26 protein-coding genes are annotated in these 25,050 nt (G+C 73.2%); 16 read left to right on the top strand and 10 right to left on the bottom strand.

The window, feature by feature from the left end; translation table 11 throughout:
• The first annotated feature begins 2 nt into the window (after nucleotides 1-2).
• The 3 genes from AC0OLQ_RS14390 to AC0OLQ_RS14400 all read left to right on the top strand — a co-directional run bounded on the left by AC0OLQ_RS14390 (nucleotide 3) and on the right by AC0OLQ_RS14400 (nucleotide 1,935).
• Nucleotides 3-218 carry a hypothetical protein gene (locus AC0OLQ_RS14390; RefSeq protein ID WP_484531721.1) on the top strand — a complete coding sequence of 72 codons (216 nt, stop codon included), beginning with the start codon at nucleotides 3-5 and terminating at the stop codon, nucleotides 216-218.
• Between the two features lie 204 nt (nucleotides 219-422).
• The gene (locus AC0OLQ_RS14395; protein ID WP_484531722.1) at nucleotides 423-1,172 is read left to right on the top strand and encodes a neutral zinc metallopeptidase; all 750 of its coding nucleotides are present in this window, start codon (nucleotides 423-425) and stop codon (nucleotides 1,170-1,172) included.
• Nucleotides 1,173-1,287: 115 nt separating this feature from the next.
• Complete coding sequence (locus AC0OLQ_RS14400) at nucleotides 1,288-1,935, top strand: HAD family hydrolase (protein WP_357336695.1); 648 nt, start codon at nucleotides 1,288-1,290, stop codon at nucleotides 1,933-1,935.
• A 4-nt stretch (nucleotides 1,936-1,939) separates the two neighbouring features.
• Here the strand turns inward: AC0OLQ_RS14400 and AC0OLQ_RS14405 are convergent, their stop codons facing one another.
• From AC0OLQ_RS14405 to AC0OLQ_RS14430, 6 genes are all read right to left on the bottom strand, one after another.
• Nucleotides 1,940-2,314: a carboxymuconolactone decarboxylase family protein gene (locus AC0OLQ_RS14405; RefSeq protein ID WP_484531723.1), complete on the bottom strand. Its 375-nt coding sequence runs from the start codon at nucleotides 2,312-2,314 to the stop codon at nucleotides 1,940-1,942.
• 103 nt (nucleotides 2,315-2,417) lie between these two features.
• A complete protein-coding gene (locus tag AC0OLQ_RS14410) occupies nucleotides 2,418-4,967 on the bottom strand; it encodes an ABC transporter permease (protein ID WP_484531724.1) in 2,550 nt (849 codons plus the stop codon).
• Nucleotides 4,967-5,734, bottom strand: coding sequence for an ABC transporter ATP-binding protein (locus AC0OLQ_RS14415; protein ID WP_357336703.1), 768 nt, complete (start codon nucleotides 5,732-5,734; stop codon nucleotides 4,967-4,969). Before AC0OLQ_RS14415 ends, AC0OLQ_RS14410 begins: the two co-directional genes overlap by 1 nt.
• Nucleotides 5,735-5,992: 258 nt before the next feature.
• Nucleotides 5,993-6,676, bottom strand: coding sequence for a response regulator (locus AC0OLQ_RS14420; RefSeq protein WP_484531725.1), 684 nt, complete (start codon nucleotides 6,674-6,676; stop codon nucleotides 5,993-5,995).
• Nucleotides 6,677-6,704: 28 nt separating this feature from the next.
• The gene (locus AC0OLQ_RS14425; RefSeq protein WP_484531726.1) at nucleotides 6,705-7,898 is read right to left on the bottom strand and encodes a sensor histidine kinase; all 1,194 of its coding nucleotides are present in this window, start codon (nucleotides 7,896-7,898) and stop codon (nucleotides 6,705-6,707) included.
• Nucleotides 7,899-7,974: 76 nt separating this feature from the next.
• On the bottom strand, nucleotides 7,975-8,886 hold the full coding sequence (locus AC0OLQ_RS14430; RefSeq protein WP_484531727.1) for a RecB family exonuclease: 912 nt from the start codon (nucleotides 8,884-8,886) through the stop codon (nucleotides 7,975-7,977).
• Between the two features lie 72 nt (nucleotides 8,887-8,958).
• Between AC0OLQ_RS14430 and AC0OLQ_RS14435 the strand changes: the two genes are divergently transcribed.
• The 3 genes from AC0OLQ_RS14435 to AC0OLQ_RS14445 all read left to right on the top strand — a co-directional run bounded on the left by AC0OLQ_RS14435 (nucleotide 8,959) and on the right by AC0OLQ_RS14445 (nucleotide 11,803).
• Nucleotides 8,959-10,110 carry a M50 family metallopeptidase gene (locus AC0OLQ_RS14435; RefSeq protein ID WP_484532350.1) on the top strand — a complete coding sequence of 384 codons (1,152 nt, stop codon included), beginning with the start codon at nucleotides 8,959-8,961 and terminating at the stop codon, nucleotides 10,108-10,110.
• Nucleotides 10,107-11,063 carry a tRNA (adenine-N1)-methyltransferase gene (locus AC0OLQ_RS14440; protein ID WP_484531728.1) on the top strand — a complete coding sequence of 319 codons (957 nt, stop codon included), beginning with the start codon at nucleotides 10,107-10,109 and terminating at the stop codon, nucleotides 11,061-11,063. The genes AC0OLQ_RS14435 and AC0OLQ_RS14440 overlap by 4 nt, the downstream gene beginning before the upstream one ends.
• Before the next feature lie 167 nt (nucleotides 11,064-11,230).
• A complete protein-coding gene (locus tag AC0OLQ_RS14445) occupies nucleotides 11,231-11,803 on the top strand; it encodes a hypothetical protein (protein ID WP_357336717.1) in 573 nt (190 codons plus the stop codon).
• Nucleotides 11,804-11,854: 51 nt separating this feature from the next.
• Here AC0OLQ_RS14445 and AC0OLQ_RS14450 read toward each other — a convergent pair whose 3' ends face one another.
• Complete coding sequence (locus AC0OLQ_RS14450) at nucleotides 11,855-12,148, bottom strand: ferredoxin (protein ID WP_484531729.1); 294 nt, start codon at nucleotides 12,146-12,148, stop codon at nucleotides 11,855-11,857.
• 177 nt (nucleotides 12,149-12,325) lie between these two features.
• Between AC0OLQ_RS14450 and arc the strand changes: the two genes are divergently transcribed.
• The 6 genes from arc to prcA all read left to right on the top strand — a co-directional run bounded on the left by arc (nucleotide 12,326) and on the right by prcA (nucleotide 18,216).
• Nucleotides 12,326-14,107, top strand: coding sequence for a proteasome ATPase (gene arc / locus AC0OLQ_RS14455; protein ID WP_313721479.1), 1,782 nt, complete (start codon nucleotides 12,326-12,328; stop codon nucleotides 14,105-14,107).
• A gap of 178 nt (nucleotides 14,108-14,285) precedes the next feature.
• On the top strand, nucleotides 14,286-15,803 hold the full coding sequence (gene dop / locus AC0OLQ_RS14460; RefSeq protein ID WP_484531730.1) for a depupylase/deamidase Dop: 1,518 nt from the start codon (nucleotides 14,286-14,288) through the stop codon (nucleotides 15,801-15,803).
• 106 nt (nucleotides 15,804-15,909) lie between these two features.
• Nucleotides 15,910-16,116, top strand: a complete 207-nt coding sequence (locus AC0OLQ_RS14465) for a ubiquitin-like protein Pup (protein WP_073836803.1) — start codon at nucleotides 15,910-15,912, stop codon at nucleotides 16,114-16,116.
• Nucleotides 16,117-16,375: 259 nt separating this feature from the next.
• A complete protein-coding gene (locus tag AC0OLQ_RS14470; RefSeq protein WP_484532351.1) occupies nucleotides 16,376-16,558 on the top strand; it encodes an endonuclease domain-containing protein in 183 nt (60 codons plus the stop codon).
• Nucleotides 16,477-17,316: a proteasome subunit beta gene (gene prcB / locus AC0OLQ_RS14475; protein WP_484531731.1), complete on the top strand. Its 840-nt coding sequence runs from the start codon at nucleotides 16,477-16,479 to the stop codon at nucleotides 17,314-17,316. Before AC0OLQ_RS14470 ends, prcB begins: the two co-directional genes overlap by 82 nt.
• 63 nt (nucleotides 17,317-17,379) lie before the next feature.
• On the top strand, nucleotides 17,380-18,216 hold the full coding sequence (prcA, locus tag AC0OLQ_RS14480) for a proteasome subunit alpha (RefSeq protein ID WP_357336732.1): 837 nt from the start codon (nucleotides 17,380-17,382) through the stop codon (nucleotides 18,214-18,216).
• 35 nt (nucleotides 18,217-18,251) lie between these two features.
• On the opposite strand, the gene rfbB is transcribed toward prcA, so the two are convergent.
• A complete protein-coding gene (rfbB, locus tag AC0OLQ_RS14485; RefSeq protein ID WP_484531732.1) occupies nucleotides 18,252-19,229 on the bottom strand; it encodes a dTDP-glucose 4,6-dehydratase in 978 nt (325 codons plus the stop codon).
• A gap of 118 nt (nucleotides 19,230-19,347) precedes the next feature.
• Between rfbB and pafA the strand changes: the two genes are divergently transcribed.
• The 4 genes from pafA to AC0OLQ_RS14505 all read left to right on the top strand — a co-directional run bounded on the left by pafA (nucleotide 19,348) and on the right by AC0OLQ_RS14505 (nucleotide 22,854).
• On the top strand, nucleotides 19,348-20,706 hold the full coding sequence (pafA, locus tag AC0OLQ_RS14490) for a Pup--protein ligase (RefSeq protein ID WP_357336737.1): 1,359 nt from the start codon (nucleotides 19,348-19,350) through the stop codon (nucleotides 20,704-20,706).
• Between the two features lie 57 nt (nucleotides 20,707-20,763).
• The gene (locus tag AC0OLQ_RS14495) at nucleotides 20,764-20,985 is read left to right on the top strand and encodes a hypothetical protein (RefSeq protein WP_357336739.1); all 222 of its coding nucleotides are present in this window, start codon (nucleotides 20,764-20,766) and stop codon (nucleotides 20,983-20,985) included.
• A 105-nt stretch (nucleotides 20,986-21,090) separates the two neighbouring features.
• Complete coding sequence (locus AC0OLQ_RS14500; protein ID WP_484531733.1) at nucleotides 21,091-22,212, top strand: winged helix DNA-binding domain-containing protein; 1,122 nt, start codon at nucleotides 21,091-21,093, stop codon at nucleotides 22,210-22,212.
• Between the two features lie 48 nt (nucleotides 22,213-22,260).
• The gene (locus AC0OLQ_RS14505; protein WP_484531734.1) at nucleotides 22,261-22,854 is read left to right on the top strand and encodes a carboxymuconolactone decarboxylase family protein; all 594 of its coding nucleotides are present in this window, start codon (nucleotides 22,261-22,263) and stop codon (nucleotides 22,852-22,854) included.
• A 5-nt stretch (nucleotides 22,855-22,859) separates the two neighbouring features.
• Here the strand turns inward: AC0OLQ_RS14505 and AC0OLQ_RS14510 are convergent, their stop codons facing one another.
• On the bottom strand, nucleotides 22,860-23,945 hold the full coding sequence (locus AC0OLQ_RS14510) for a DUF3866 family protein (RefSeq protein WP_484531735.1): 1,086 nt from the start codon (nucleotides 23,943-23,945) through the stop codon (nucleotides 22,860-22,862).
• Nucleotides 23,946-24,005: 60 nt separating this feature from the next.
• The gene (locus AC0OLQ_RS14515; protein ID WP_484531736.1) at nucleotides 24,006-25,013 is read right to left on the bottom strand and encodes a cation diffusion facilitator family transporter; all 1,008 of its coding nucleotides are present in this window, start codon (nucleotides 25,011-25,013) and stop codon (nucleotides 24,006-24,008) included.
• Between the last annotated feature and the right edge of the window lie 37 nt (nucleotides 25,014-25,050).

Below are 25,050 nucleotides of genomic sequence, written 5' to 3' on the forward strand. Positions count from 1 at the left end.
GCATGACGACGGTGCTGGTGACACTGGCGGTGGTGGCCGCGGTCGTGGCCGTGGCGGTGGCGTACGTCTCCTGGCGTGACCGGCGGCGGTCCATCCCGGACGAGGACCGGGCCGCCGGCCGCAGCGCCCGGGCCCGGCAGTCGCGGTACGAGGGCGAGCGCCACGCCGCGCAGGGCGACACGGTGCAGCGCGCCCAGCGCGACTCCGGCCCCTTCTGAGCCTGGCGGGTATGCCGGACGTGCGCTGGCGCAGCCCGGCGCACGACGCGGGTGCCAGGGCCGGCGTGCAGTTCGACTCCGACCTGGTGCTGTTCGCCGCCGTCCGATGAACGAAGGCCGGCGCGGGCACGTGATCCCCGGTGGGCATCAACGGCGCGTGGTCGGGGTACTGCGCTGACACAGCGATTCAGCCGGGAGGCAGCGGTGGGGGAGAAGGCGCGACGTCGGCGGCCGGGGCCGCTCGCCGGGCTGCTGGTGGCCGTGGTGGTGGCGGCCGGCTGCATGGGCGGCGGGCTGGACCAGGGCGAGCCGGAGCAGCCCCGCCCGCGGCAGAGCGGCCAGCCGGCCTCCCCGGGAGCGGACTCGACCCGGGCGGACGGCACCACGAGCGTGGCCGAGTTCAAGCAGGACTTCTCCGACGCCGTGGGCATCGCCGAGCGCTACTGGACGGACCGGTTCCGCGACTCCGGCAAGCGGTTCCAGCCGATCCGGCGGGTGGTGCCCTACACCAGGTCCGGCGAGGTCTCCTGCGGCGGCGAGGGGCTGCCCCGCAACAACGCGGTCTACTGCTCGGCGGGCGACTTCATCGCCTACGACGTGAACTGGTCGGTGCAGGCGTTCCGGCAGGTCGGCGACGCCTTCCTGTTCTACCTGCTCGGCCACGAGTACGCCCACGGCGTCCAGGTCCGCCTCGGCATCCGCTACAACTTCACCATCCAGCAGGAGTTGCAGGCGGACTGCATGGCCGGGGCGTACATCGGCGACAACGTGCGCTCGGGGACGCTGACCCTGGCCGAGGGCGACCTGGACGAGTTCCGGGAGGGGCTGCTGGCGGTCGGCGACGACCCGGACCAGCCCTGGTTCGCCGAGGGCTCGCACGGCACCGCCGAGCAGCGCAGCGACTCGTTCTTCCGCGGCTACGAGAACTCCCTGGACGCCTGCGGCCTCGGCTGATGTCGCAGGTCACCCTCGACGGGGACGGCGGCTGCCCGGCGCGGCCCGGCTGAGAGGATCGTCGGGTACGCGCATCCGAGGGAGGCCCCCGCTGAGCAGCAGACACCCCGCCGCCGTGCTCTTCGACATGGACGGCACCCTGGTCGACAGCGAGAAGCTCTGGGACGTCGCGTTGCAGGAACTCGCGGCGTTCTACGGCGGTGAGCTCTCCGAGGCGGCCCGCAAGGCGATCATCGGCACCAGCATGGACGCCTCGATGCGGATCGTGCACGACGACCTCGGCCAGCCGGAGCGGGACCCGCAGGCCAGCGCCGAGTGGATCAACGCCCGGATCCTGGAGCTGTTCCGCAGCGGGCTGCGCTGGCGACCGGGGGCGATGGCCCTGCTGCGCGCGGTCCGCGCCGCGGGCATCCCCACCGCCCTGGTCACCTCCAGCGGCCGGCCGCTGGTCGAGGTCGCCCTCGACACCCTGGGCCGGGACAGCTTCGACGCGGTGGTCTGCGGCGACGAGGTGGACGCGGCCAAGCCGCACCCGGAGCCGTACCTGACCGCGGCGCGGCTGCTCGGTGTGCCGATCGAGCGGTGCGTGGCGATCGAGGACTCGCCGACCGGGGTGGCCAGCGCGCTGGCGGCCGGGGCCGCCGTGCTGGCCGTCCCGGCCGAGGTGCCGCTGCCGCCGACCGACGGCGTACACCAGTTGGAGAGCCTGACCGCGGCGGACCTGGAGCTGCTTGCGGCCCTGCTCGGCGAACGCCCCGCCTGACCGGTCAGCGGGTTTCGCCGAACACCGCCACGGCGATCTGGTAGCTGTCGAACGCCCGCGCGGCGCCGGCGTAGGCGGCCAGGTGGATGAACAGCTCGACGATCTCCTCCGGGCTCACCCCGGAGTGCAGCGCGATCCGCAGCTGTCCGCGCAGCGGCTCGTGGGTGCCCAACGCCGCCGCGATGGCCACCGACACCAGGCAGCGGGAGCGCAGGTCCAAGCCCTCGCGGGGCCACGCGTCACCGAAGGTGTGCAGGGTGGCCAGCCGCCGGAAGTCCGCTCCGACAGCGGGTTCACCGGGACCGAGCGGCAGGGTGAGCGGCTGGCCGAGCAGCCGCTCGGCGTTCTTCAGCGCCCGCGCGTAGGCGTCTTCCGGCACACCCTCACCCCCGTGGCCCGAGTCTGGCAGCGGACGGGGGACCGGCGGGGACGAAACGGCCCCCGCCACACTCCGGTGGCGGGGGCCGTCGCGCGTGCCGGGATCAGTCGTGGGCGATGGCGCCCAGCACGTTGATCCGCGCCGCCCGGATGGCGGGCAGCACCGCGGCCACCACGCCGATGATCGCGGCCAGGACCAGGAAGGTCACCATCTGGCTCCAGGGCAGGACCAGGTCGGTGATGCCCTCGTCCTTGAGCGCCCGGACCACGGCCGCGCCGAGGCCGGTGCCGACCACGACGCCGAGCAGCGCGCCGAAGATCGAGATCACCACCGCCTCCACGGTGATCATCCGCATGGTCTGTGCCCGGCGCAGGCCGATCGCCCGCAGCAGGCCCAGCTCCCGGGTGCGCTCCAGCACCGACAGGGCGAGGGTGTTGATGATGCCCAGCACCGCGATCACGATGGCCAGCGCCAGCAGGATCTGGATCATCCGCAGCGGGGTGTCCAGCTGGCTGGTCTGCTGCTTGATGAACGCGGCCCGGTCCGCCACCGACACCTCCGGGCTGTCCGCGAGCAGCCCCTCGATCTGCGGCTGCACCGCGGCGACCGAGGTGCCCGGGGCGAGCTGCACGAAGCCCTGGATGGGCTGCGGGATGGCGAAGTCGGTGGCCGCCTGCGGCGGCAGCACCACCGGGTTGGTCAGCTGCGAGCTCTCGTAGATGCCGCTGACCGTGTAGGTGCGGGCCTCGCCCCGCGACAGCTGCACGCTCACCGTCGAGCCGACCGACAGGTTGCGGGACTTCGCGGTGTCCGAGCTGAGCAGCATCTGGTTCGGGTTGAGCCGGCTGATGTCACCGGCTGTCGCCTTCGCCCCGAAGATCCGTTCCAGCGCGGCCACGTCGCTGGACGCGGCCACCCAGGTCCGCTGGCCGTTCAGAGTGGCCATGTCGCCGTACTCGCCGTCGACCAGCTGCACCCCGGGGATGGCGGCGGCCTTCTCCAGCACCGTCGGGTCGAAGCTCGGCGGCCGCGGGCCGGACTGGGCGCCGGAGATCACCAGCTCCGCCTTGATGGTGTCCTCCGCCAGGGCGCTGATGCTGCCCTTGGCCGAGTCGAGGATCACCGTCACCCCGGTCACCAGGGCGATGCCGACCATCAGCGCGGCCGCCGTGATCGCCGTGCGGCGGGGGTTGCGGCCGGAGTTCAGCCGGCCCAGCTTGCCCGGCACCGACCAGGCGAAGATCGTGCCCAGCAGGGCGACGACCGGCCGGCTGATCAGTGGGGTCAGCAGCGCCACGCCGATGAAGGCGAACAGCACACCACCGAGGATGGTGGCGAGGGTGTTGTCGCCGGCGTGGTTGCCGAGCCCGAGGAAGAGCAGGCCCGCGCCGATCGCGGTGACCACCGACCCGCCGACGGTCACCTTGGTCAGCGGCCGGTCCGGCGTGGCCACGTCCTGCATGGCGGCGATCGGCGGGATGCGCGAGGCGCGCAGCGCGGGCAGCAGCGCCGCCACCACCGTGATCACCAGGCCGACCGCGAAGGCGCCGATCACCGCTGCGGGCGGCACGCCCAGGCCGGCCAGGGTGAGTCCGCCGGCGAGTTTGCCGAACAGGTACGCCAGCAGCGCGCCGACCCCGATGCCGGCGGCGAGGCCGAGCACCGAGGCGATCAGACCGACCGCCAGGGCCTCCAGCACCACCGAGCCGATGATCTGCCGCCCGCTCGCGCCGATGGCCCGCATGAGCGCCAGCTCGCGGGTGCGCTGGGCGACGATGATCGAGAAGGTGTTGAGGATCAGGAAGGTGCCGACCAGCAGCGCCACCGCGGCGAAGCCGAGGAGGATCTTGTTGAAGAAGGACAGGCCCTCCTTCAGGCCGGCCGACGCGTCGTCCGCGAGCTGCTTGCCGGTCTTGACCTCGTAGTCCGCGCCGAGGGCGCGGGCCACCTCGTCCCGCAGCGCCTCGGGCGTGGTGCCGTCCGCGGCCCGCGCGGTCACGTTGGAGAAGACGTCGGGCTTGCCGAGCATCAGCTGCTGGGCGACCGGGGTGGTGAAGACGATCTCGTTGACCCCGCCGACCGAGTCCCGGCCGCCGCTGTAGCCGAAGACGCCGACCAGGGTGAACTCCTTCTTCGGCGCCAGGGTCAGCACGCCGACCCGGTCACCGACCTTCACCTTGGCGGCCTCGGCCAGCGCGATGTTGACCACGATCTCGTCGTCGGCCTGCGGCGCGCGCCCCTCGCGCAGCTTCAGCAGGTCGCCCTCGCCGAGCCAGTTCTCGCCGAGCTGCGGCGGGCCGAACGAGGTGACCACCTTGCCGTTGCTGCCGATCAGCCGGGCCCCGTCGGCGTTGACCACGCCGCGGACGTCGGTCACGCCCGGCACCGCCTTGACCCGGTCGACGACCGACGCGGGCACCGGGGCGGCCACCTGCTCGCCCTCGACCTCGGAGAGGGAGACCTTCGGCTTCGCGGCCACGTTGACGTCGACCTCGGAGAACGCGTCGGAGAAGACCGCGTCGAAGGAGCGGCCGAGGGTGTCGGTGAGCACGAACGCGCCGGAGACGAACATGACGCCGAGCACCACCGCCAGGCCGGACAGCAGCAGGCGCAGCTTGCGCGCCAGCAGGCTCTTCAGTGTGGCCCGGAACATCAGTTGCCCACCTCGGCCGGCGCGTCGAGCTTCTTCATGGTGTCCAGCACCGTGTCCGCGGTCGGCTCGATCAGCTCGGAGACGATCTCGCCGTCGGCCAGGAAGACCACCCGGTCGGCGTACGCGGCGGCGGTCGGGTCGTGGGTGACCATGACGATGGTCTGGCCGTGCTCGCGCACCGAGTTGCGCAGGAAGTTGAGCACCTCGGCGCCGGAGCGGGAGTCCAGGTTGCCGGTCGGCTCGTCGGCGAAGATCACCTCGGGGCGGGCGACCAGGGCCCGGGCGCACGCCACCCGCTGCTGCTGGCCGCCGGAGAGCTGGGCCGGGCGGTGCCCGAGCCGCTCCCGCAGGCCGACCGTGTCGATCACCGTGTCGTACCAGGCCGGGTCGGGCTTGCGGCCGGCGATCGACAGGGGCAGCAGGATGTTCTCCTGCGCGGTGAGCGTGGGCAGCAGGTTGAACTGCTGGAAGATGAAGCCCACCTTGTCGCGGCGCAGCTTCGTCAGGCCGGCGTCGCCCAGCCCCGTCACCGTGGTGTCACCGATCATGACGGTGCCCCGGGTCACCGAGTCCAGGCCCGCCAGGCAGTGCATCAGCGTCGACTTGCCCGAGCCGGACGGGCCCATGATCGCCGTGAACCGGCCCCGCTCGAACTCGGCGCTCACCCCCCGCAGCGCGACGACCTGCGCCTCGCCGCTGCCGTACACCTTCCACACGTCGCTGGCCCGGGCCGCGGCCTGCGCCTGCTGCCCTACCGTCGCGGTCACGTCATCTACCTCTTCCGTCAGCCTGCTGATCCGCACCGCCCCCGCTGGTCGGTGCGGCAGTTCCCATCCTCCGTGGCGCCGGGCGCGAATCCGTCCGCCCCGGGGCGGAACCCTCGCCGGAATTTCCGTTGGGGTCACCCCCGAGGCCGGCTCAGGGTCATCCCTGCCCGGCCGGCGCCGCCGACGCTAGGACCTCACGTCGCGTCATGGTCAACCCCGCCGCGCCGTCGATGGTCACGGTAGGTGACCGGTGCCACCTCATCCGCCCGGTCGGACCAGCCCGGTCTCGTACGCCAGCACCACCGCCTGGACCCGGTCGCGCAGCCCCAGCTTGGTCAGCACGTGCCCGACGTGGGTCTTCACGGTGGTCTCGCTCACCGACAGTTCCCGGGCGATCTCGGCGTTGGACAACCCGCGCGCCATCTGCACGAGCACCTCCCGCTCCCGCTCGGTCAGCGCCTTCAACGCCTTCGGCGGGGCGGCCGCCGGGTCGGGCAGCGCGTCGGCGAAGCGGTCCAGCAGCCGGCGCAGGATCCGCGGCGCCACCACGGCCTCCCCGGCGGCCACCGTCCGGATCGCGGTGACCAAGTCCTCGGCCGGCACGTCCTTGGCCAGGAAGCCGCTGGCCCCGGCGCGCAGCGCGCCGACCACGTACTCGTCCAGGTCGAAGGTGGTGAGGATCAGCACCCGCACCGGCAGCCGGGCGTCCACGATCGCCCGGGTGGCGGCCACCCCGTCCATCCGCGGCATCCGGATGTCCATCAGCACCACGTCCGGCAGCAGCCGCCGGGACAGCTCCACGGCCTCCACCCCGTCGCCGGCCTCGGCCACGATGTCCAGGTCGTCCTCGATGCCCAGCACCATCCGGAAGCCGGTACGCAGCAGCGGCTGGTCGTCGGCGAGCAGGATCCGCACCGGTCGGCCGGCGGTGCTGTCGGTCATCGGTCTCCCTCGTTCGGCCCGGCGCCGGTCACGCCGGGACCGCCCCGGCCGACTCCAGCGGGATCCGCGCGTACACCCGGAAGCCGCCGCCCGGCCTCGGGCCGGTCCGCAGGACCCCACCGTAGAGGGCGACGCGTTCCCGCATGCCGACCAGCCCGTGCCCGATCCGGTCGGCCGCCGGGGTCGGGCCACGCCCGGTGTCGGTGACCTCCACCGCCAGGAAGCCGTCGGTCACGGTGAGCCGGACCACCGCGGTGGCCCGGCCGGCGTGCTTGAGGGCGTTGGTCAGCGCCTCCTGCACGATCCGGTAGACGGTCAGCGCCACCCCGTCCTCCATCGGCCCGGGCGTGCCGTCGACCCGCAGCGTGACCGGCAGCCCGGCGTCGCGGACCTGCTCGACCAGGGCCTCGATGCCGGTCAGCCCCGGCTGCGGGGTCAGCTCCGCGGCCGGCTCCGCGTCGGTGCGCAGCACGTCCAGCAGCCGGCGCAGCTCCCGCAGGGTGGCCCGGCCCGTCTCCTCGACCGTGGCCATCGCCTCGTCCGCCGCGTCCGGGTCCCGGCGCAGCACCCGGCGCGCCCCGGTGGCCAGCACGCCCATCACGCTGACATGGTGGGCCACCACGTCGTGCAGTTCCCGGGCGATGCGGCGCCGCTCGTCGGCGACCGCCTGCTCGGTCAGCGACCGCTGGGTGGCCTCGGCGATCCGGGCCCGCTCCCGCAGCATCCGGGTGGACTGCCGGCGGGCCTGCACCGCCCGGCCCACCGCGTACGCCACCGAGGCGGTGAGCAGGTTGTTGAGCACCAGCACGCCGGGGCCCATGTCGAGCACGTTGTCCAGCGGCGCGATCAGGTTCGCCAGCACCACCGGCACCCAGAGCAGCAGCGCGGCCAGGGTGGCCGGGCGCAGCGGCCGGTGCGCCGCCATGGTGTAGGTGAGCACCACGAAGGTCAGCCCCTGGGTGGTGGGCGCCAGCTTGAACAGCGCCGGCACGGCCAGCGTGGCGACCGCCGCGCCGACCGCCGGCCACGGGGCCACCCGGCGCGCCGCCACCGGGGCGGCGCAGAGCACGCTCCAGCCGAGCGCCGCCCAGAGCTGCTCCGGCCGCAGCTCCCGTGGGGTCAGCAGCAGGAACGCCGCGTCCACCAGCGCCAGCGCGACGGCCGCGGCGGCGTCCACGGCCAGCGGGCGGTCGCGCGCCCACGCGCGCAGCCGGTTGGTCATGCTTTGACGCTAGCCGCCGCCCGGCGCCGGCCCTCGTCGCCGATGCCGAAGCCGGCCTCCTCCGTGAGAACGAGCGTCACTCGTCCGCGCCGGGGGCGGCCGGGCGGGAGCGGGCGTCGGTGAGCGGGTCGGCCGGGCCGGCCACCGGGAACGGCGGCGGGGTGCCGCCGAAGCTCGGGCACAGCGCCTGGTGGCTGCACCAGTCGCAGAGCCGGCTCGGCCGGGGCCGGAAGTCCTGCCGCGCGGTGGCCTGCTCGATCGCCTGCCAGAGCGCCACCACGGTGCGCTCGAAGCGCAGCAGCTCCTCGGCGTCGGGGGAGTAGTCGCACACCTCGGCGTCCTTGAGGTAGAGCAGCCGCAGCACCCGCGGCACCACCCCCCGGGTGCGCCACAGCACCAGGGCGTAGAACTTCAGCTGGAACAGCGCCCGCGCCTCGAACGCCTCCCGGGGGGCGCCGCCGGTCTTGTAGTCGACCACCCGCAGGGCGCCGTCGGGCGCCACGTCCAGCCGGTCGAGGTAGCCCCGGATGAGCAGCTCGTCGTCGACCACCGCGGAGATCAGCGCCTCCCGCTCGGCCGGCTCCAGCCGGCGCGGGTCCTCCACCGTGAAGTAGCCCTCCAACAGCGCCGCCGCCGAGCGGAGGAAGCCGTCCACCGCGGCCGTGTCGCCCTCGGCGAACAGCGTCGCCAGCTCCGGCTGCTCGGTGACCAGCCGGTCCCACTGCGGGGCGACCAGGTCGCCGGCCGACTCCGGGGTGCGGGCCGCCGCCGGCAGGTCGAACAGCCGCTCCAGCACGGCGTGCACCAGCGTGCCCCGGACCTGCTCGACGGTGGGCCGCTCGGGCAGCCGGTCGATGCTGCGAAACCGGTAGAGCAACGGGCAGGTCTTGAAGTCGGCCGCCCGCGACGGCGACAGCGACGCCCGCACCGTGGGCGGCACCTCCGAGGCCGTCGGACGCTGCGTGTCGATCACCGGTTCCGCCGTCATGCCCGGAAGGTTAGGGCACCGGTGTGACAGGGCCGCCGTCGCCGCACCGGGGCATGATCGGCCACGCGTAGCATCGACCCGGTGGAGCAGCGGACCCGCCCGTCGCGCCGGCCCGGGCTGACCCTCGGCCGGGTCTTCGGGGTGCCGCTGCGCGTCGACGCCTCGATGCTGCTGCTCACCGTGGTCGTGACGGTGCTCTACGCCGCGCTGGCCCGCCGCCAGCTCGACCTGGGCCACCTCGGTGGCTACCTGGTCGGCCTCGGCTTCGTGGTCTCGTTGCTCGGCTCGGTGCTGCTGCACGAGCTGGGGCACGCGCTGACCGCCCGCCGCTACGGCATCGGTGTGCGCGGGATCACCCTCGAGCTGCTCGGCGGCTACACCGAGATGGACCGGGACGCCCCCAGCCCCAAGGTCGACCTGCTGGTCTCCCTGGCCGGCCCGGCGGTGTCCGCGGTGCTCGGCGCCGGGGCGGTCGCCGCCACCCTGGCCCTGCCCGCCGGCACCCTCGCCCACCAGTTCGCCTTCCAGCTCGCGGTCAGCAACGTCGTGGTCGCCGTCTTCAACAGCCTGCCCGGGCTGCCGCTGGATGGGGGCCGGGCGCTGCGCGCCGCGGTCTGGGCGCTCACCCGGGACCGGCACCGCGGCACCGAGGTGGCCGGCTGGATCGGCCGGGCCGTGGCGGTCGCCACCCTGGCCCTGGTCGTGCTGCTCACCCTGCGCCGGGCGCTCGCCCCGCTCGCCCTGCCGCTGATGCTGCTGGTCGCGGTGACCCTGTGGCGGGGCGCCGGCCAGTCCATCCGGATGGCCCGGATCGGCCGCCGGCTGCCGCTGGTGGACCTGGCCCGGCTGGCCCGCCCGGTGCTGCCGGTGCCCACCGGCACCCCGCTCGCCGAGGCCCAGCGCCGCCGCGCCGAGGGCGCCACCCCCGACGCCGCGCTCACCGTGGTCGACTCCGCCGGCCGCCCGGTGGCCCTGGTCGACCCGGCCCGGGCCGCCGCCGTACCCCTGGAACGGCGGCCGTGGCTCGCGGTGGACGCGGTGGCCCGCGGCCTGGACACCGTGCCCGCGCTGCCGGTCGGCGCGGACGGGGAGCGGGTGCTGGAGGCGGTGCGCACCCACCCGGGCGCACAGTACGTCGTGACGGCAGGCGAAGATGTGGTCGGCGTCCTGCACATCGCGGATCTCGCCCAGCTCCTGGAACCCAAACGGAAGACGAACACGTGACCGCAGATACCTCCACCGTCCCGGCGCTGCCCCCCGTGCACCGGGGGCCGTTCCGCCCCGGCGACCGGGTCCAGCTGACCGACCCGAAGGGCCGGATGCACACCGTGACGCTGGAGCCCGGCAAGGAGTTCCACACCCACCGGGGGATCCTCAAGCACGACACGCTGATCGGCCTCCCCGACGGCAGTGTGGTCACCACCGCCGGCGGTGGCACCGCGTTCCTCGCGCTGCGGCCGCTGCTCTCCGACTACGTGCTCTCCATGCCGCGCGGCGCCCAGGTGATCTACCCGAAGGACTCGGCGCAGATTGTCGCCATGGGCGACATCTTCCCCGGCGCGAAGGTCCTGGAGGCCGGCGCCGGCTCCGGCGCGCTCTCCTGCTCGCTGCTGCGGGCCGTCGGCACCGAGGGTGAGCTGCACTCCTTCGAGCTGCGCGACGACTTCGCCCAGATCGCCCGGCGCAACGTCGAGGCGTTCTTCAACGGCCCGCACCCCGCCTGGTGGCTGCACGTCGGGGACGTCGCCGAGTGCACCGAGACCGGTTTCGACCGGATCATCCTGGACATGCTCACCCCCTGGGAGATGCTCGACATGGTCGAGCGGGCCCTCGTTCCCGGCGGCGTGCTGATCGGTTACGTGGCCACCACGCCGCAGCTCTCCGAGCTGGTCGAGGCGCTGCGCGAGCGGGGCGGCTGGACCGAGCCGCGTGCCTGGGAGTCGCTGGTCCGGGACTGGCACGCCGAGGGGCTCGCCGTGCGGCCCGACCACCGCATGATCGCGCACACCGCCTTCCTGGTCTCCGCGCGCAAGCTCGCCCCCGGGGTCACCGCCCCGCCGCGGCGCCGCAAGCCCAGCAAGGGCGCCGAGGCGTACGCCCAGCGCCGGGACGCGCTGCGCGCGGCCGAGGCGGCCCGGCAGACGGCTGTCGAGGCGGAGGAGCCGGACGGGGCGTGACCCCGCGGCGCGCACGGGTATGAGCGGGCGGATCATGGGTCGCGGCGGGGAGGACACCGAGCGGGTGGAGACGGTGGCATGAGCGAGCGGTTCGGGGCACGCGGCGGGCGCCGCGCCCGTCCCGGCGGTGCGGACCGGTGGCGGCGCGCGGGCCGGGAGGCGGCGGCATGAGCAGCCCGGGCTACGGCAACGGCGACCTGCCCGCCGTCTTCCCCGACTGGTCGCCCTACGCCGACCTGGAGTCGGCCGCCCGGGCCTACCTGCGCGACCCCGACATCGCCCTGGACGCCCTCGGCGGGGTGCTGCGCGGCGCCTCCGTGCTCGGCTTCACCCTGGAACGCTTCGTCAACGAGGTGAACGGGGTGTGGCAGGAGGTCGTCGTCTGCGACGGCAGCCGGCTGGTGCTCTGGCACGGCGAGGACGTCCCGCCGGGGGAGGGGCCGCCCGGCTCGATGACCTCCTCGCTGCGGGTGGTGCCCGTCTCCACGGTCACCGAGGTCGGCTGCCGCCGGCGGCTCACCCGCGCCGACAACGGCGAGGTCCGGGTCGACAGCATCGACGTCTACCTGCTGCTCAGCTCGCTGGACGAGGCGCCGCCCAGCGACGAGATGGCCGGCGCGCCCCGGCACGACGCGCTGCGCTTCGGCAAGACCCTCGACGACGGCGGCGCCGGGCAGATCGCCCGGCTGGAGGAGTTCGCCCGGCTGGTCGCCTCGGTCGTCGGCCGCCCGATGCTGTAGGAGACGCCGCGGGCCGGGAACGCAGGTCCCCGGCCCTCGGTGTCCGTCAGGTCAGTCCTCGGCCTCCGGGCCGGCCACCTCGGCGCCGTCGCTGGCGCGCACCACGTGGATGCACTCGCCCGGGCACTCCTTCGCCGAGTCGATCACCTCGAGGCGCAGGTGCTCCGGCACGTCCACCCGGGCGCCCGGGGCCAGCCGCAGCTCGCCGTCGGGGCCCTTGACGTACGCCAGGCCGTCGACGTCGAACTCGAAGACCTCCGGCGCGTACTGGACGCACAGCCCATCACCCGTGCACAGGTCCTGATCCACCCAGACCTGCAGCTGGTCCGTCGCGACGTCGGTCACGAAGCACCCCCCATGTTCTCCCGTCCCACGCTCCGACGGTACCCGAACGCCCGTACCCGCCCGTCGACCAGCCCTTGGCGATCAAGCTTCGGTGACGAGCGCGTTGCGGAGGACCGAATCGGGCTCATAGCGGCTAGTGTTAGCTCAGAACGTTCAAGCCCCCCGGGGAGGTGGGACGTGGCACGCAGCGACGACGCGGACTCGCGCGCCGCACGGTGGGAGAAGGAGGCCCACGATCTCTCCACGCAGGTCGCGTTCCTTCAAGAGGAACTCGCTCTGGTGCGGCGCAAGTTGACCGAAAGCCCCCGACACGTCCGGCAGCTCGAAGAGCGGCTGGCGGCCACCCAGGCCCAGTTGGCGCGGCTGACCGAGAACAACGAACGGCTCGTGAGCACCCTCAAGGAGGCTCGCGCGCAGATCGTGACGCTCAAGGAGGAGATCGACCGCCTCGCCCAGCCGCCGAGCGGCTACGGCGTCTTCCTGGCGAAGCACGACGACGGCACGGTGGACGTGTTCACCGGCGGGCGAAAGCTCCGGGTGGCCGTCTCGCCCTCGCTGGAGGTCGACGAGCTGCGCCGCGGCCAGGAGGTCCTGCTCAACGACGCGCTCAACATCGTTGACGCGTTCGGCTACGAGCGGGTCGGCGAGGTCGTGATGCTCAAGGAGATCCTCGCGGGTCCCGACGGCGCCCCGGGCGACCGGGCCCTGGTGGTCTCCCACTCCGACGAGGAGCGGATCGTGCACCTCGCGGAGACCCTGATCGGTTCGCCGATCCGGGCTGGCGACTCGCTCATGATCGAGCCCCGCTCGGCGTACGCGTACGAGCGGATCCCGAAGAGCGAGGTCGAGGAGCTCGTCCTGGAGGAGGTGCCCGACGTCGACTACACCGACATCGGTGGCCTGCACTCCCAGATCGAGCAGATCCGCGACGCGGTCGAGCTGCCCTTCCTGCACGCCGACCTGTTCCGCGAGCACCAGCTCCGGCCGCCGAAGGGCATCCTGCTCTACGGCCCGCCCGGCTGCGGCAAGACGCTGATCGCCAAGGCGGTGGCCAACTCCCTGGCCAAGAAGATCGCCGAGCGGGAGGGCAAGGAGAGGCACACCAGCTTCTTCCTCAACATCAAGGGCCCGGAGCTGCTCAACAAGTACGTCGGCGAGACCGAGCGGCACATCCGGCTGATCTTCCAGCGGGCGCGGGAGAAGGCCGGCGAGGGCACCCCGGTGATCGTGTTCTTCGACGAGATGGACTCGGTCTTCCGCACCCGCGGCTCCGGCGTCTCCTCGGACGTGGAGAACACCATCGTCCCGCAGCTGCTCAGCGAGATCGACGGCGTGGAGGGCCTGGAGAACGTCATCGTCATCGGCGCCTCAAACCGGGAAGACATGATCGACCCGGCGATCCTACGCCCCGGCCGGCTCGACGTGAAGATCAAGATCGAGCGGCCGGACGCCGAGGCGGCCAAGGACATCTTCTCCAAGTACATCCTCTCCGGCCTGCCGCTGCACGCCGACGACCTGGCCGAGCACGGCGGCGACCCGCAGGCCACCGTCGCGGCGATGATCGACGCGGTCGTGCTGCGGATGTACTCCGAGACCGAGGAGAACCGCTTCCTCGAGGTCACCTACGCCAACGGCGACAAGGAAGTCCTCTACTTCAAGGACTTCAACTCCGGCGCGATGATCCAGAACATCGTCGACCGGGGCAAGAAGATGGCCATCAAGGAGTTCCTCACCTCCGGGCGCAAGGGGCTCCGGCTCCAGCACCTCCTCGACGCCTGCGTCGACGAGTTCCGCGAGAACGAGGACCTGCCCAACACGACCAACCCCGACGACTGGGCCCGCATCTCCGGCAAGAAGGGCGAGCGGATCGTCTACATCCGCACGCTCGTCTCCGGCGGCAAGGGCGCCGAGGCCGGCCGGTCCATCGAGACCGCCAGCAACACCGGCCAGTACCTGTAGTCCGACGGCACGACGGAGGCCCGTGGCGCACCGCGCCGCGGGCCTCCGCGCGTCCGCGCCCGGCGGCGCCGTGCGCCGCCACACCGGATGCCCCGCGCCGCCGAGCCCCCATCGGGCGTGACGGCGACTACGCTCGACGTGACGGGGGACCGGGACGGCGAGCGGAGCGGGCAGGTCGATGAGCGTTAGACGGATCATGGGCACCGAGGTCGAGTACGGCATCTCCGTGCCCGGCCAGGCCGGGGCCAACCCGATGGTCACCTCCTCCCAGGTGGTCAACGCCTACGGGGCACGACCGGAACTCAACCGCGGCGGCCGGGCCCGGTGGGACTACGAGGAGGAGTCGCCGCTGCGCGACGCCCGCGGCTTCACCTACTCCGGGGCGGCCTACGACCCGGCCGAGGCGCTCGCCGACGAGGATCTCGGGCTGGCCAACGTCATACTCACCAACGGCGCCCGCCTCTACGTCGACCACGCCCACCCCGAATACTCCACGCCCGAGGTGACCAACCCCCTCGACGTGGTGCGCTGGGACAAGGCCGGGGAGCGGGTGATGGCCGAGGCGTCCAAGCGGGCCGCCACCATCCCGGGCACCCACCCGATCCACCTCTACAAGAACAACACCGACAACAAGGGCGCCAGCTACGGCGCCCACGAGAACTACCTGATGCGGCGGCAGACCCCGTTCGCCGACATCGTGGCGTACCTGACGCCGTTCTTCGTCACCCGGCAGATCGTCTGCGGCGCCGGCCGGGTCGGCATCGGCCAGGACGGCGGCCAGAGCGGCTTCCAGATCTCCCAGCGCGCCGACTTCTTCGAGGTCGAGGTGGGGCTGGAGACCACCCTCAAGCGGCCCATCATCAACACCCGCGACGAGCCGCACGCGGACGCCGACAAGTACCGCCGGCTGCACGTCATCATCGGCGACGCCAACCTCTCCGAGATCTCCACCTACCTCAAGGTCGGCACCACGGCGCTGATCCTCACCATGATCGAGGAGAAGGCGCTCGGCGCCGACCTGGGCATCGCCGACCCGGTCAGCGAGCTGCGCGCGGTCAGCCACGACCCGGGGCTCAAGCACCTCATGCGGCTGCGCGACGGCCGCAAGCTGACCGCCCTGGACGTGCAGTGGGCGTACCTGGAGCGGGTCCGGTCCTTCGTGGACGACCGCTACGGCAGCGACGTGGACGCGCAGACCGTCGACGTCCTCGACCGCTGGGAGAGCGTGCTGGACCGGCTCGGCCGCGACGCCTTCCTCTGTGCCGACGAGCTGGACTGGGTGGCCAAGCTGCGGCTGCTGGAGGGCTATCGGGAGCGGGAGAATCTCGGCTGGGGCTCGCACAAGCTCCAGCTGGTCGACCTGCAGTACTCCGACGTGCGGCCGGAGAAGGGCCTCTACCACCGGCTGGTCCAGCGGGGCTCGATGAAGACCCTGCTGACCGACGAGCAGACCCGCTCGGCGATGACCGAGCCGCCGGAGGACACCCGGGCCTACTTCCGCGGTCGCTGCCTCGCCCAGTACGCCTCGGAGGTGGTGGCCGCGAGCTGGGACTCGGTCATCTTCGACGTTGGCCGGGAGTCGCTGGTCCGGGTGCCGATGATGGAGCCGGAGCGGGGCACCCGCGCGCACGTCGGGTCGCTCTTCGACCGCTGCGACACCGCCAAGGACCTGCTGGAGATGCTGACCGGCGGCTGAACCGGATGCCGGAAAGCCCGTCCCGCGCCGGAACCCGGCGCGCGACGGGCTTTTCGTCGTCCCCGCGAGGTAAGTTGATCGCAGGCGATCGTGGAGGAGGCACACCATGGCGACCCAAGAAGGCGGCCAGACCCAGTCCGGCAAGTCGCACGAGGAGGTCGAGGAGGTCACCGCGCAGGCCAACCCCGAGGTTGCCGAGCGGCACGCCGAGATCACCGAGGACGTGGACGACCTGCTCGACGAGATCGACTCCGTCCTGGAGGAGAACGCAGAGGAATTCGTCCGCGGGTACGTTCAGAAGGGGGGGCAATGACCGTAATGTCTGTTTCGTGCATTGCGGTGGCCCCGATTCCTCGGGCGACGCAATCCGCTCACGGCCGTTCATCGCGAGCCGCCGCGACCGGATAGCCCGGCGTTCTACGGTAGGACCGGCGCGGCGGCCCGCTTCGCGGTGGTGCCGTCGTGGGTGCGGTTTCGGGTAGCGAAAGCCCCTCGCCGGGCGGCGTCGCGCGGGCGCGGTCCCAGGCGACCTCGATCCGGAACTTGTGGACCACGATCATCGCACCGGATGGGTGCGCGGGATACTCTGCTTCATCTGCAACGGTGGTCTTGGCCAGTTCCGTGACAGTCCCGAGAGGCTGGCCAGGGCGATCACGTACCTGAGAGGAACCACGTGGCATTGGGTTTTGATCCATCCGGGCGTCTTCCAGATGTGTTCACCAACGCGGGGACGTCCTCCTTCACGGCGTTCCTGAGCAAGGTGGCCCCCGAGATGCTGCCCGGCCGTCGGCCGCTGCCGCCCGGCATGGCCGCCGACCTGGCGCCGCACGCGACGACCATCGTGGCCATCTCGGCCAGCGGTGGCGTGGTGATGGCCGGCGACCGGCGCGCCACGATGGGCAACCTGATCGCCCAGCGCGACATCGAGAAGGTCCACCCGGCCGACGCGTACTCGCTGGTCGGCATCGCGGGCACCGCGGGCATCGGCATCGAGCTGATGCGACTGTTCCAGGTGGAGTTGGAGCACTACGAGAAGATCGAGGGCGCGATGCTCTCGCTCGACGGCAAGGCCAACCGGCTGGCCTCGATGATCCGGGGCAACCTGGGCGCCGCGATGCAGGGCCTCGCGGTGATCCCGCTCTTCGCCGGCTTCGACCTGGCCGCCGCCGACCCGGCCCGGGCCGGGCGGATCTTCAGCTTCGACGTGACCGGCGGCCCCTACGAGGAGACCGGCTACGACGCGATCGGCTCCGGCTCGCTGTTCGCCAAGTCCGCGCTGAAGAAGCGGTTCCGGACGGGCCTGTCGATCGACGACGCCACGCGGCTGGCCGTCGAGGCGCTCTACGACGCCGCCGACGACGACACCGCGACCGGTGGCCCGGACCTGACCCGCCGGATCTACCCGGTGGTGATGACCGCGACGGCCGAGGGCACCCACCGGCTCACCGACGCCGAGACGGCGGCGATCGCGGAGGGCGTGGTGTCCGGCCGGATGGAGAACCCGGGCGGCTGACCCCGCTCCCACCTCACCTGAGTCAGCAGTCCGCAGCACAGCGCCCGAAGGAGAACCGCCGCCGTGGCCATGCAGTTCTACGCCTCGCCCGAGCAGATCATGCGCGACCGCTCCGAGCTCGCCCGCAAGGGCATCGCCCGGGGCCGTAGCGCGGTCGTCCTGAGCTATGAGGGCGGGGTGCTCTTCGTCGCGGAGAACCTGTCCAGCACCCTGCACAAGGTCAGTGAGATTTACGACCGGATCGGCTTCGCCGCGGTGGGCCGGTACAACGAGTTCGAGAACCTGCGCCGGGCCGGGGTGCGGATGGCCGACCTCAACGGCCTGAGCTACGACCGGCGGGACGTGACCGGGCTGGGCCTGGCGAACGCGTTCGCGCAGACGCTGGGCGCGATCTTCACCGAGCAGTCGAAGCCGTTCGAGGTGGAGATCTGTGTGGCCGAGGTGGGCGCCACGCCGGACGACGACTCGCTCTACCGGCTGACCTACGACGGGTCGGTCAACGACGAGCCGGGCCGGATGGCGATGGGCGGCCAGGCCGAGGCGATCACCGGGGTGCTGAAGAACGAGCACCGGCCGGAGATGTCGCTGTCGGAGGCGGTCCGGGCCGCGATGAAGGCGTTGAGCAGCGTCGGCGGCGAGGGCGGGGCGGCCCGCACGATCGCGGCCAACCAGCTGGAGGTGGCGGTCCTGGACCGGCGCCGGGTGGGGCGGAAGTTCCGGCGGATCACCGGGGCGGCGCTGACGGGGCTGCTGGACGGGGAGGCGGGCGCGGACTCCGCGCCGGCGCCGGGGCGGGCGAAGACCCCGACGGTGCCGACCGAGGAGGCGAAGAAGCCGACCACGTCGGCGGGCTCGGCCGACCTGGAGGGCCAGCCGCAGGAGGAGCAGCCCGGCGAGTGACGCCGGGCCGGGCCACGGCCAGGCGCACGCCGCCGTCAGCGGTGCGGCTTCAGCGGCTGCCACCAGTCGCGGTTGTCCCGGTACCAGGCGACGGTCGCGGCCAGCCCGGCGTCGAGGTCGACCGTGGGCGCCCAGCCCAGCTCGCGGCGGGTGGTGGTGGTGTCGAGGGCGTACCGGCGGTCGTGGCCCTTGCGGTCGGCAACCGGTCGGACCCGCTCCCAGCCGGCGCGGCAGGCGGCGAGCAGTAGGCCGGTGAGGTCCCGGTTGGTGAGTTCGGCGTTGCCGCCGAGGTGGTAGATGCCGCCGGCCCGGCCGCGGGTCTGGGCGAGCGCGACGCCGTGGCAGTGGTCGTCGACGTGCAGCCAGTCCCGGACGTTGCCGCCGTCGCCGTAGAGGGGCACGTCGTGCCCGTCGAGCAGGTTGGTGACGAAGAGCGGAACGATCTTCTCGGGGTACTGGTAGGGCCCGTAGGTGTTGGCGCCGCGGGTGACGACCACGTCGAGGCCGTGGGTGCGGTGGTAGGCCAGCGCGAGGAGGTCGCCGGCGGCCTTGCTGGCCGAGTACGGGGAGCGGGGGTCGAGCGGGGCCTGTTCGGTCCAGGCGCCGGTGGCGATGGAGCCGTACACCTCGTCGGTGGAGACCTGGACGAAGCGGCGCACGCCGTGGCGCAGGGCCGCGTCGAGCAGGTTCTGGGTGCCGACGACGTTGGTGGTGACGAAGTCGGCGGCGGCGGCGATGGAGCGGTCCACGTGCGACTCGGCGGCGAGGTGCACGACGACGTCGTGGCGGGCGACGGTGGCGTCGACCAGGGCGGCGTCGCGGATGTCGCCGCGGACGACCCGCAGCCTGGGGTCGGCGCGGACCGGGTCGAGGGCGCCCTCGGTGGCGGCGTAGGTGTAGGCGTCGAGCACGGTGACGGCATCGGCGGCGAGGTCCGGCTCGGCGCCGGTGAGCAGCCGCCGGACGTACGCCGATCCGATGAATCCGGCGCCGCCGGTGACCAGGATCCTCACGGCTGGGACCGTACCCGGCGATGGGATGTGCGAACGCGGGGAATGCCCGGCCCGGCGCGGATGAGACCGCTGGGTTGAGCGCTGCCCATCTGGGGCCCCGGGCGGCTAATGTCACATCATGGAGCGGCGAATCTTCGGCCTCGAGACCGAGTACGGCGTCACCTGCACCTATCGCGGGCAACGCCGACTGTCCCCCGACGAGGTCGCGCGGTACCTGTTCCGGCGGGTGGTGTCGTGGGGCCGGTCGAGCAATGTTTTCCTGCGCAACGGAGCCCGCCTCTATCTGGACGTGGGCTCGCACCCGGAGTACGCGACGCCGGAGTGCGACTCGGTGACCGACCTGGTGGCCCACGACCGGGCGGGGGAGCGGATCCTGGAGGGGCTGCTCGTCGACGCGGAGAAGCGGCTGCACGACGAGGGCATCGCGGGCGAGATCTACCTGTTCAAGAACAACACCGACTCGGCCGGCAACTCGTACGGCTGCCACGAGAACTATCTGGTGTCCCGGCACGGGGAGTTCGGCCGGCTGGCCGACGTGCTGATCCCCTTCCTGGTCACTCGGCAGTTGATCTGCGGCGCGGGCAAGGTGCTGCAGACGCCGCGTGGCGCGGTCTACTGCCTGTCGCAGCGGGCCGAGCACATCTGGGAGGGTGTCTCCTCGGCGACCACCCGGAGCCGGCCGATCATCAACACCCGGGACGAGCCGCACGCGGACGCCGAGCGTTACCGGCGGCTGCACGTGATCGTCGGCGACTCGAACATGAACGAGGTCACCACGCTGCTGAAGGTCGGCACGGCCGACATCGTGCTGCGGATGATCGAGGCCGGGGTGGTGATGCGGGACCTGACGCTGGAGAACCCGATCCGGGCGATCCGCGAGGTGTCGCACGACATTACCGGCCGGCGCAAGGTGCGGCTGGCCTCCGGCAAGGAGGTCAGCGCGCTGGAGATCCAGCAGGAATACCTGGCGAAGGCGACCGAGTTCGTCGAGCGGCGCGGCGGCGACCAGACCGCCAAGCGGGTCGTCGAGCTGTGGGGTCGGGTGCTGCGGGCGGTGGAGACCGGCGACCTGGACCCGGTGGCCCGGGAGATCGACTGGGTGACGAAGCTGCGGCTGATCGAGCGCTACCAGCGCAAGCACGACCTGCCGCTGTCGCACCCGCGGGTGGCGCAGATGGACCTGGCCTACCACGACGTGCGGCGCGGTCGGGGCCTGTACGGGCTGCTGGAGCGGCGCGGCGAGGTGGACCGGGTGGCCACCGACCCGGAGATCTTCGAGGCGAAGGAGACTCCGCCGCAGACCACCAGGGCGCGGCTGCGCGGGGAGTTCATCCGGCACGCCCAGGAGAAGCGGCGGGACTTCACGGTGGACTGGGTGCACCTGAAGCTGAACGACCAGGCGCAGCGCACGGTGCTGTGCAAGGACCCGTTCCGGGCGTACGACGAGCGGGTGGAGCGGCTCATCGCGAGCATGTGACCCGGGGGTGGGCGGCCGGTGCGCCGGCCGCCTGCCCACGGGTACGCTGGCGTCGCGATGAACACTTCCGAACCTGCCGGCCGCCCCGGCCGCGACACGCCCGCAGGCCGCGACAGCGGGACCGAGAAGCTCAACTGGGTCGAGCGGCGCCGGGAGAAGATCCGCGCCGAGGTCGAGCGCAACCGCCGCGGCGAGTACGCGGTGCCGACCTGGGTGCTGGCCGCGGCGCTGGTCGTGATCGTGGTCGCCTGGCTGGCGTTGATCTTCTTCGCCGGCTGAGCCGAGGTCCCAGGGCCGGCGGTCCTGTCGGGGGTGGGCGCTAGCCTCCCCGGCGAACGGGAGCCGGTTCCCCGCCCTCCCGTCCGTCAGCGGGAGGAGTCGCGGGTGCCGAGGCGGAGCATGCCGGCCGGCGTGCCGCTGCTGTCCCGCCGGGCGCTGAACCGGGCCACCCTCGCCCGGCAGCTTCTGGTGGAGCGGGCCCGCGTGCCGGCGCTTGACGCGGTGCGCCGGCTGGTGGGGTTGCAGGGCCAGGTGCCGACCGCGCCCTACCTGGGGTTGTGGTCCCGGGTGGCCGGGTTCCGCCGCGACGACCTGACCGGGTTGCTGTCGCGACGCGAAGTGGTCCGGGCGACCACCCTGCGCGGGACGTTGCACGTGATCGCGTCCGACGACTACCGGTGGCTGCGTCCGCTGCTGCAACCGCTGATGGCGCGCCTGCAACGGCAGTTCATGGGCCGCGCGACGGCGGGCGTCGACCCCGCCGAGCTGGTGGCGTACGCCGCGGAACTGCTGGCGCGGGAGCCGTTGAGCCGCACCCGGCTTCGGGAGTTGCTGGCGCGGCGCTGGCCGGACCGGGACCGCTCCGCCCTGCTGCACTCGGTGCAGTACCTGCTGCCGCTGGTGCACCTGCCGCCGGCCGGCACGTGGGGCGGTCGGGTCGACGGGCCGTGCGGGCTGGCCGAGGGCTGGCTCGACGGGCCGCTGGAGGCGGCGGATCCCCTCGTCCTGGTCCGCCGCTACCTGGCCGCGTTCGGGCCGGCGGGCGTACCGGACATGCAGGCCTGGTCCGGGCTGACCCGGTTGGCCGAGGTCGTGGAGCCGCTCCGGGGCGAGCTGCGGGTGTTCCGCGACGAGCAGGGGCGGGAACTGCTCGACCTGCCGGACGCGGAGCGACCCGACCCGGACACGCCGGTCCCGCCGCGGCTGCTCCCGGAGTACGACAACCTCCTGCTGTCCCACGCCGACCGCAGCCGGGTGCTCGCTGAGGCCGATCGCCGCCGGGTGATCACGCCGGCGGTGGCTGCCACGGTGCTGGTGGACGGGTTCGTGGCCGGCACGTGGACGATCGCGCGGCGGGACGGCGCGGCGACGCTGGAGGTGCGGCCGTTCCGCCCGCTCGCCGCGGCGGACCGGGACGCGCTGGCGGAGGAGGCGAGCCGGCTGCTCGCCTTCGCCGCTCCGGAGCTGCCGGACCGGACGGTCCGGGTCGCCGAGCCGGGGCCTTGACGAGTCACCGCCCGCATGCTCGTCTATGGCTCGCGGGGAAGCCGAGACATGCCGTCCGGTGCTCCCCGGCCGACGACGAGGGAGCGTGACGTCATCGCACACATCGACCTCGGTCTGGACGAGCAGGCACACCCCGGCATCAACGGGCTGGCCCGCTACCGCCCGGAGACCGCCAAGCCGCTGCTCGACCTCGCCGACACGCTGCTGCACGCCCCGCATCCCACGCTGAGCCCGGGGGAGCGGGAACTCATCGCCGCGTACGTGTCGGACCTGAACGCCTGCACGTTCTGCTGCGCGTCGCACTCGGCGTTCGCCGCCGCCCAGCTGCCGGCGGGGATGCCGCTGGTGGAGCAGGTCCGCCGGGACCTGGACGCGGCGCCGGTCGAGGCGAAGCTGCGGGCGCTGCTGCGGATCGCCGGGGCGGTGCAGCGCAGCGGCCGGGAGGTCACCACCGAGCTGGTCGAAGCGGCCCGCGCCGAGGGCGCCACCGACCTGGAGATCCACGACACGGTCCTGATCGCCGCCGCGTTCTGCATGTACAACCGCTACGTCGACGGCCTGGGCACGCTGGCGCCGGCCGACCCGACCGGTTACACCCGGGCCGCCGCGCACATCGTCGCGCACGGCTACGGCGCGCGCTGACCGCCTCAGCTCAGCAGGCGGGCGGCGTGCCGGCCGGCGGCGGCCGCGGCCAGGAAGTAGGCGTGGTCGCCGTCGAGCCCGCGACCCATCGTCGACAGCCCCACCGGGCTGGCCCGCAGCGCCGCGTCCAGGCCCTCGGTGGGCACGGTGACGATCCGGTGCCGCGCCGCGAGCGGGGCCAGCGCCGCCGTGACCTCGGCCGCGAGGGCCGGGTCGAGGCCGTCCGGCACGACGAGCTCCGCGGGGGCCAGGGCGACCCGGCCGTACGCGGTGAGGCTGTGGTGGGAGACGCCGCGGTGCCGGGGGCGGGGGTCGGCGTCGGAGACGCGCAGCGAGCCGACCGGCCGCCCGCCCAGCGTGGCGACCGCGTTGACCGCCTCGCCGACGGCCACCCCGGAGAAGCCCCAGCGGGTGCCGGTGCCGAGGTTGCCGGGGCCCTGGGCGACGATCGCGACGTCGGCGCCGAGCACGTGCCGCGCGGCGAGCAGGCCGCTGTGCAGGGTGCTGGCCTCCAGGTCACCGCCGAACGCCTGGCCGACGCTGACCGTGCCGGCGAGGTGGCCGGCGAGCCCGGCGAGGGTGCGGGAGAACCAGGCCGGCAGCGCCCCGCCGTCGGTGAGCAGGTACGCCACCCGGGCGTCCGGGGCGTCGGCGTGGACGCCGGCCAGGATCGCCGGCAGCGCGGAGTGCAGGTCGGCGGTGACCACCGGCATCCCGTCGACGGAATCCGCGGCGGCCAGCCGCGCGTGGTGCGGGGAGGCCTCCTCGTCCACGCCGAGCAGGATGGGCTGCAGCGGGGTGTAGCGGGCCTTGACCAGGTGCCCGGCCTCGCGGGTGTCGGCGGCCTGCGGCGGGTCGGCGGGGAGCCGGTCGGGCAGGGCGACGACCAGCGCGTAGCCGCCGGTGCCGAGGCCCATCAGCAGGGCGCCGGCGTTGAGCAGCACCCGGTCACCGAGCTCCGGGTCGCCGACCAGCGCCGGGTAGGCCAGGGCGCGCATCCGGCCGCCGTCGGGCAGGTCGACGTCGAGTTCCGCGGCGCCGGCCCATCGTCGCCGTACCGCCGTGACCGTGCCGGACCGCCATCGCACCATGCCGGCACGCTATCGGCCGGTGCCGGCACCGGCGGCGGCCGGGTCGGGCCGCCCCGCCGGTCAGGGCACCCCGCCCGCCTCCTGGTCCACCGCCCGCGCGTCCTCGTCCTGGGTGGTCCGGGCCCGATGCCCGGCGCTGCCGCGCATCGAGCGGGTCGGGTCGAGGAAGACGTACGCGATCTCCGGAAACCGGCCGGTGAGCCGCCGCTCCGCCTCGTCGGCGGCGTTCTCGATGTCGGCGCCCGTGGCGTTGTCCTCGAAGTCGACCTTGGCGGCGACCAGGATGTCCTCCGGGCCGAGGAACATGGTCATCAGGGTGTCGATGCGGTCCACCGCCGGCAGCCCGGCCAGCTCGTGCTCGATCTGCCGGTGCACCCGGTCGGAGACGGCCCGGCCGACCAGCAGCGAGATGTTGCTGCGGGCCAGGATGCCCGCGACCACCAGCAGCAGCACGCCGATGAGGATCGAGGCGCCGCCGTCGTAGACCTCGTCGCCGGTGAGGTGGGACAGCGTGAGTCCGGCGGCGGCGATCAGCAGGCCGATCAGGGCGGCATTGTCCTCCAGGAAGACCGCCTTGACCGTGGTGTCGGCGGTCAGCCGCAGGTAGCGGCGCGTGGTGGCCCGCCAGCGCCGGGACTCGTTGCGGACCTGCCGCATCGCCCGGGCCAGCGAGACCGACTCGATGGCGAAGGAGACCGCCAGCACCACGTAGGCGGTCAGGTAGTCGCCGGTGTGCTCGTGCACGACGATCGTGGTGACCCCGTGGGTGATGGCGAAGCCGGCGCCCACCACGAAGGTGAACAGCGCGGCGAGGAACGCCCAGACGTAGCTCTCCTTGCCGTACCCGAAGGGGTGCCGTGGGTCGGCGGGCCGCGCGCCGCGGCGCAGCGCCATGTAGAGCAGCACCTCGGTGGTGGTGTCGGCGACCGAGTGGGCGGCCTCGGAGAGCATCGCCGCCGAGCCGGAGATCAGGCCCGCGACGAGCTTGGCGACCGCGATGGCGAGGTTCGCGGCGCCGGCCACCACGACCGTGCCGACGCTCGCGCTCTTGATTTCCGCCTGCGCCATGCGCTCACCCTATGGCCGTCGTCGGCCCCATGCCCGG

The organism is Micromonospora sp. Utrum1 (genome assembly GCF_057197805.1).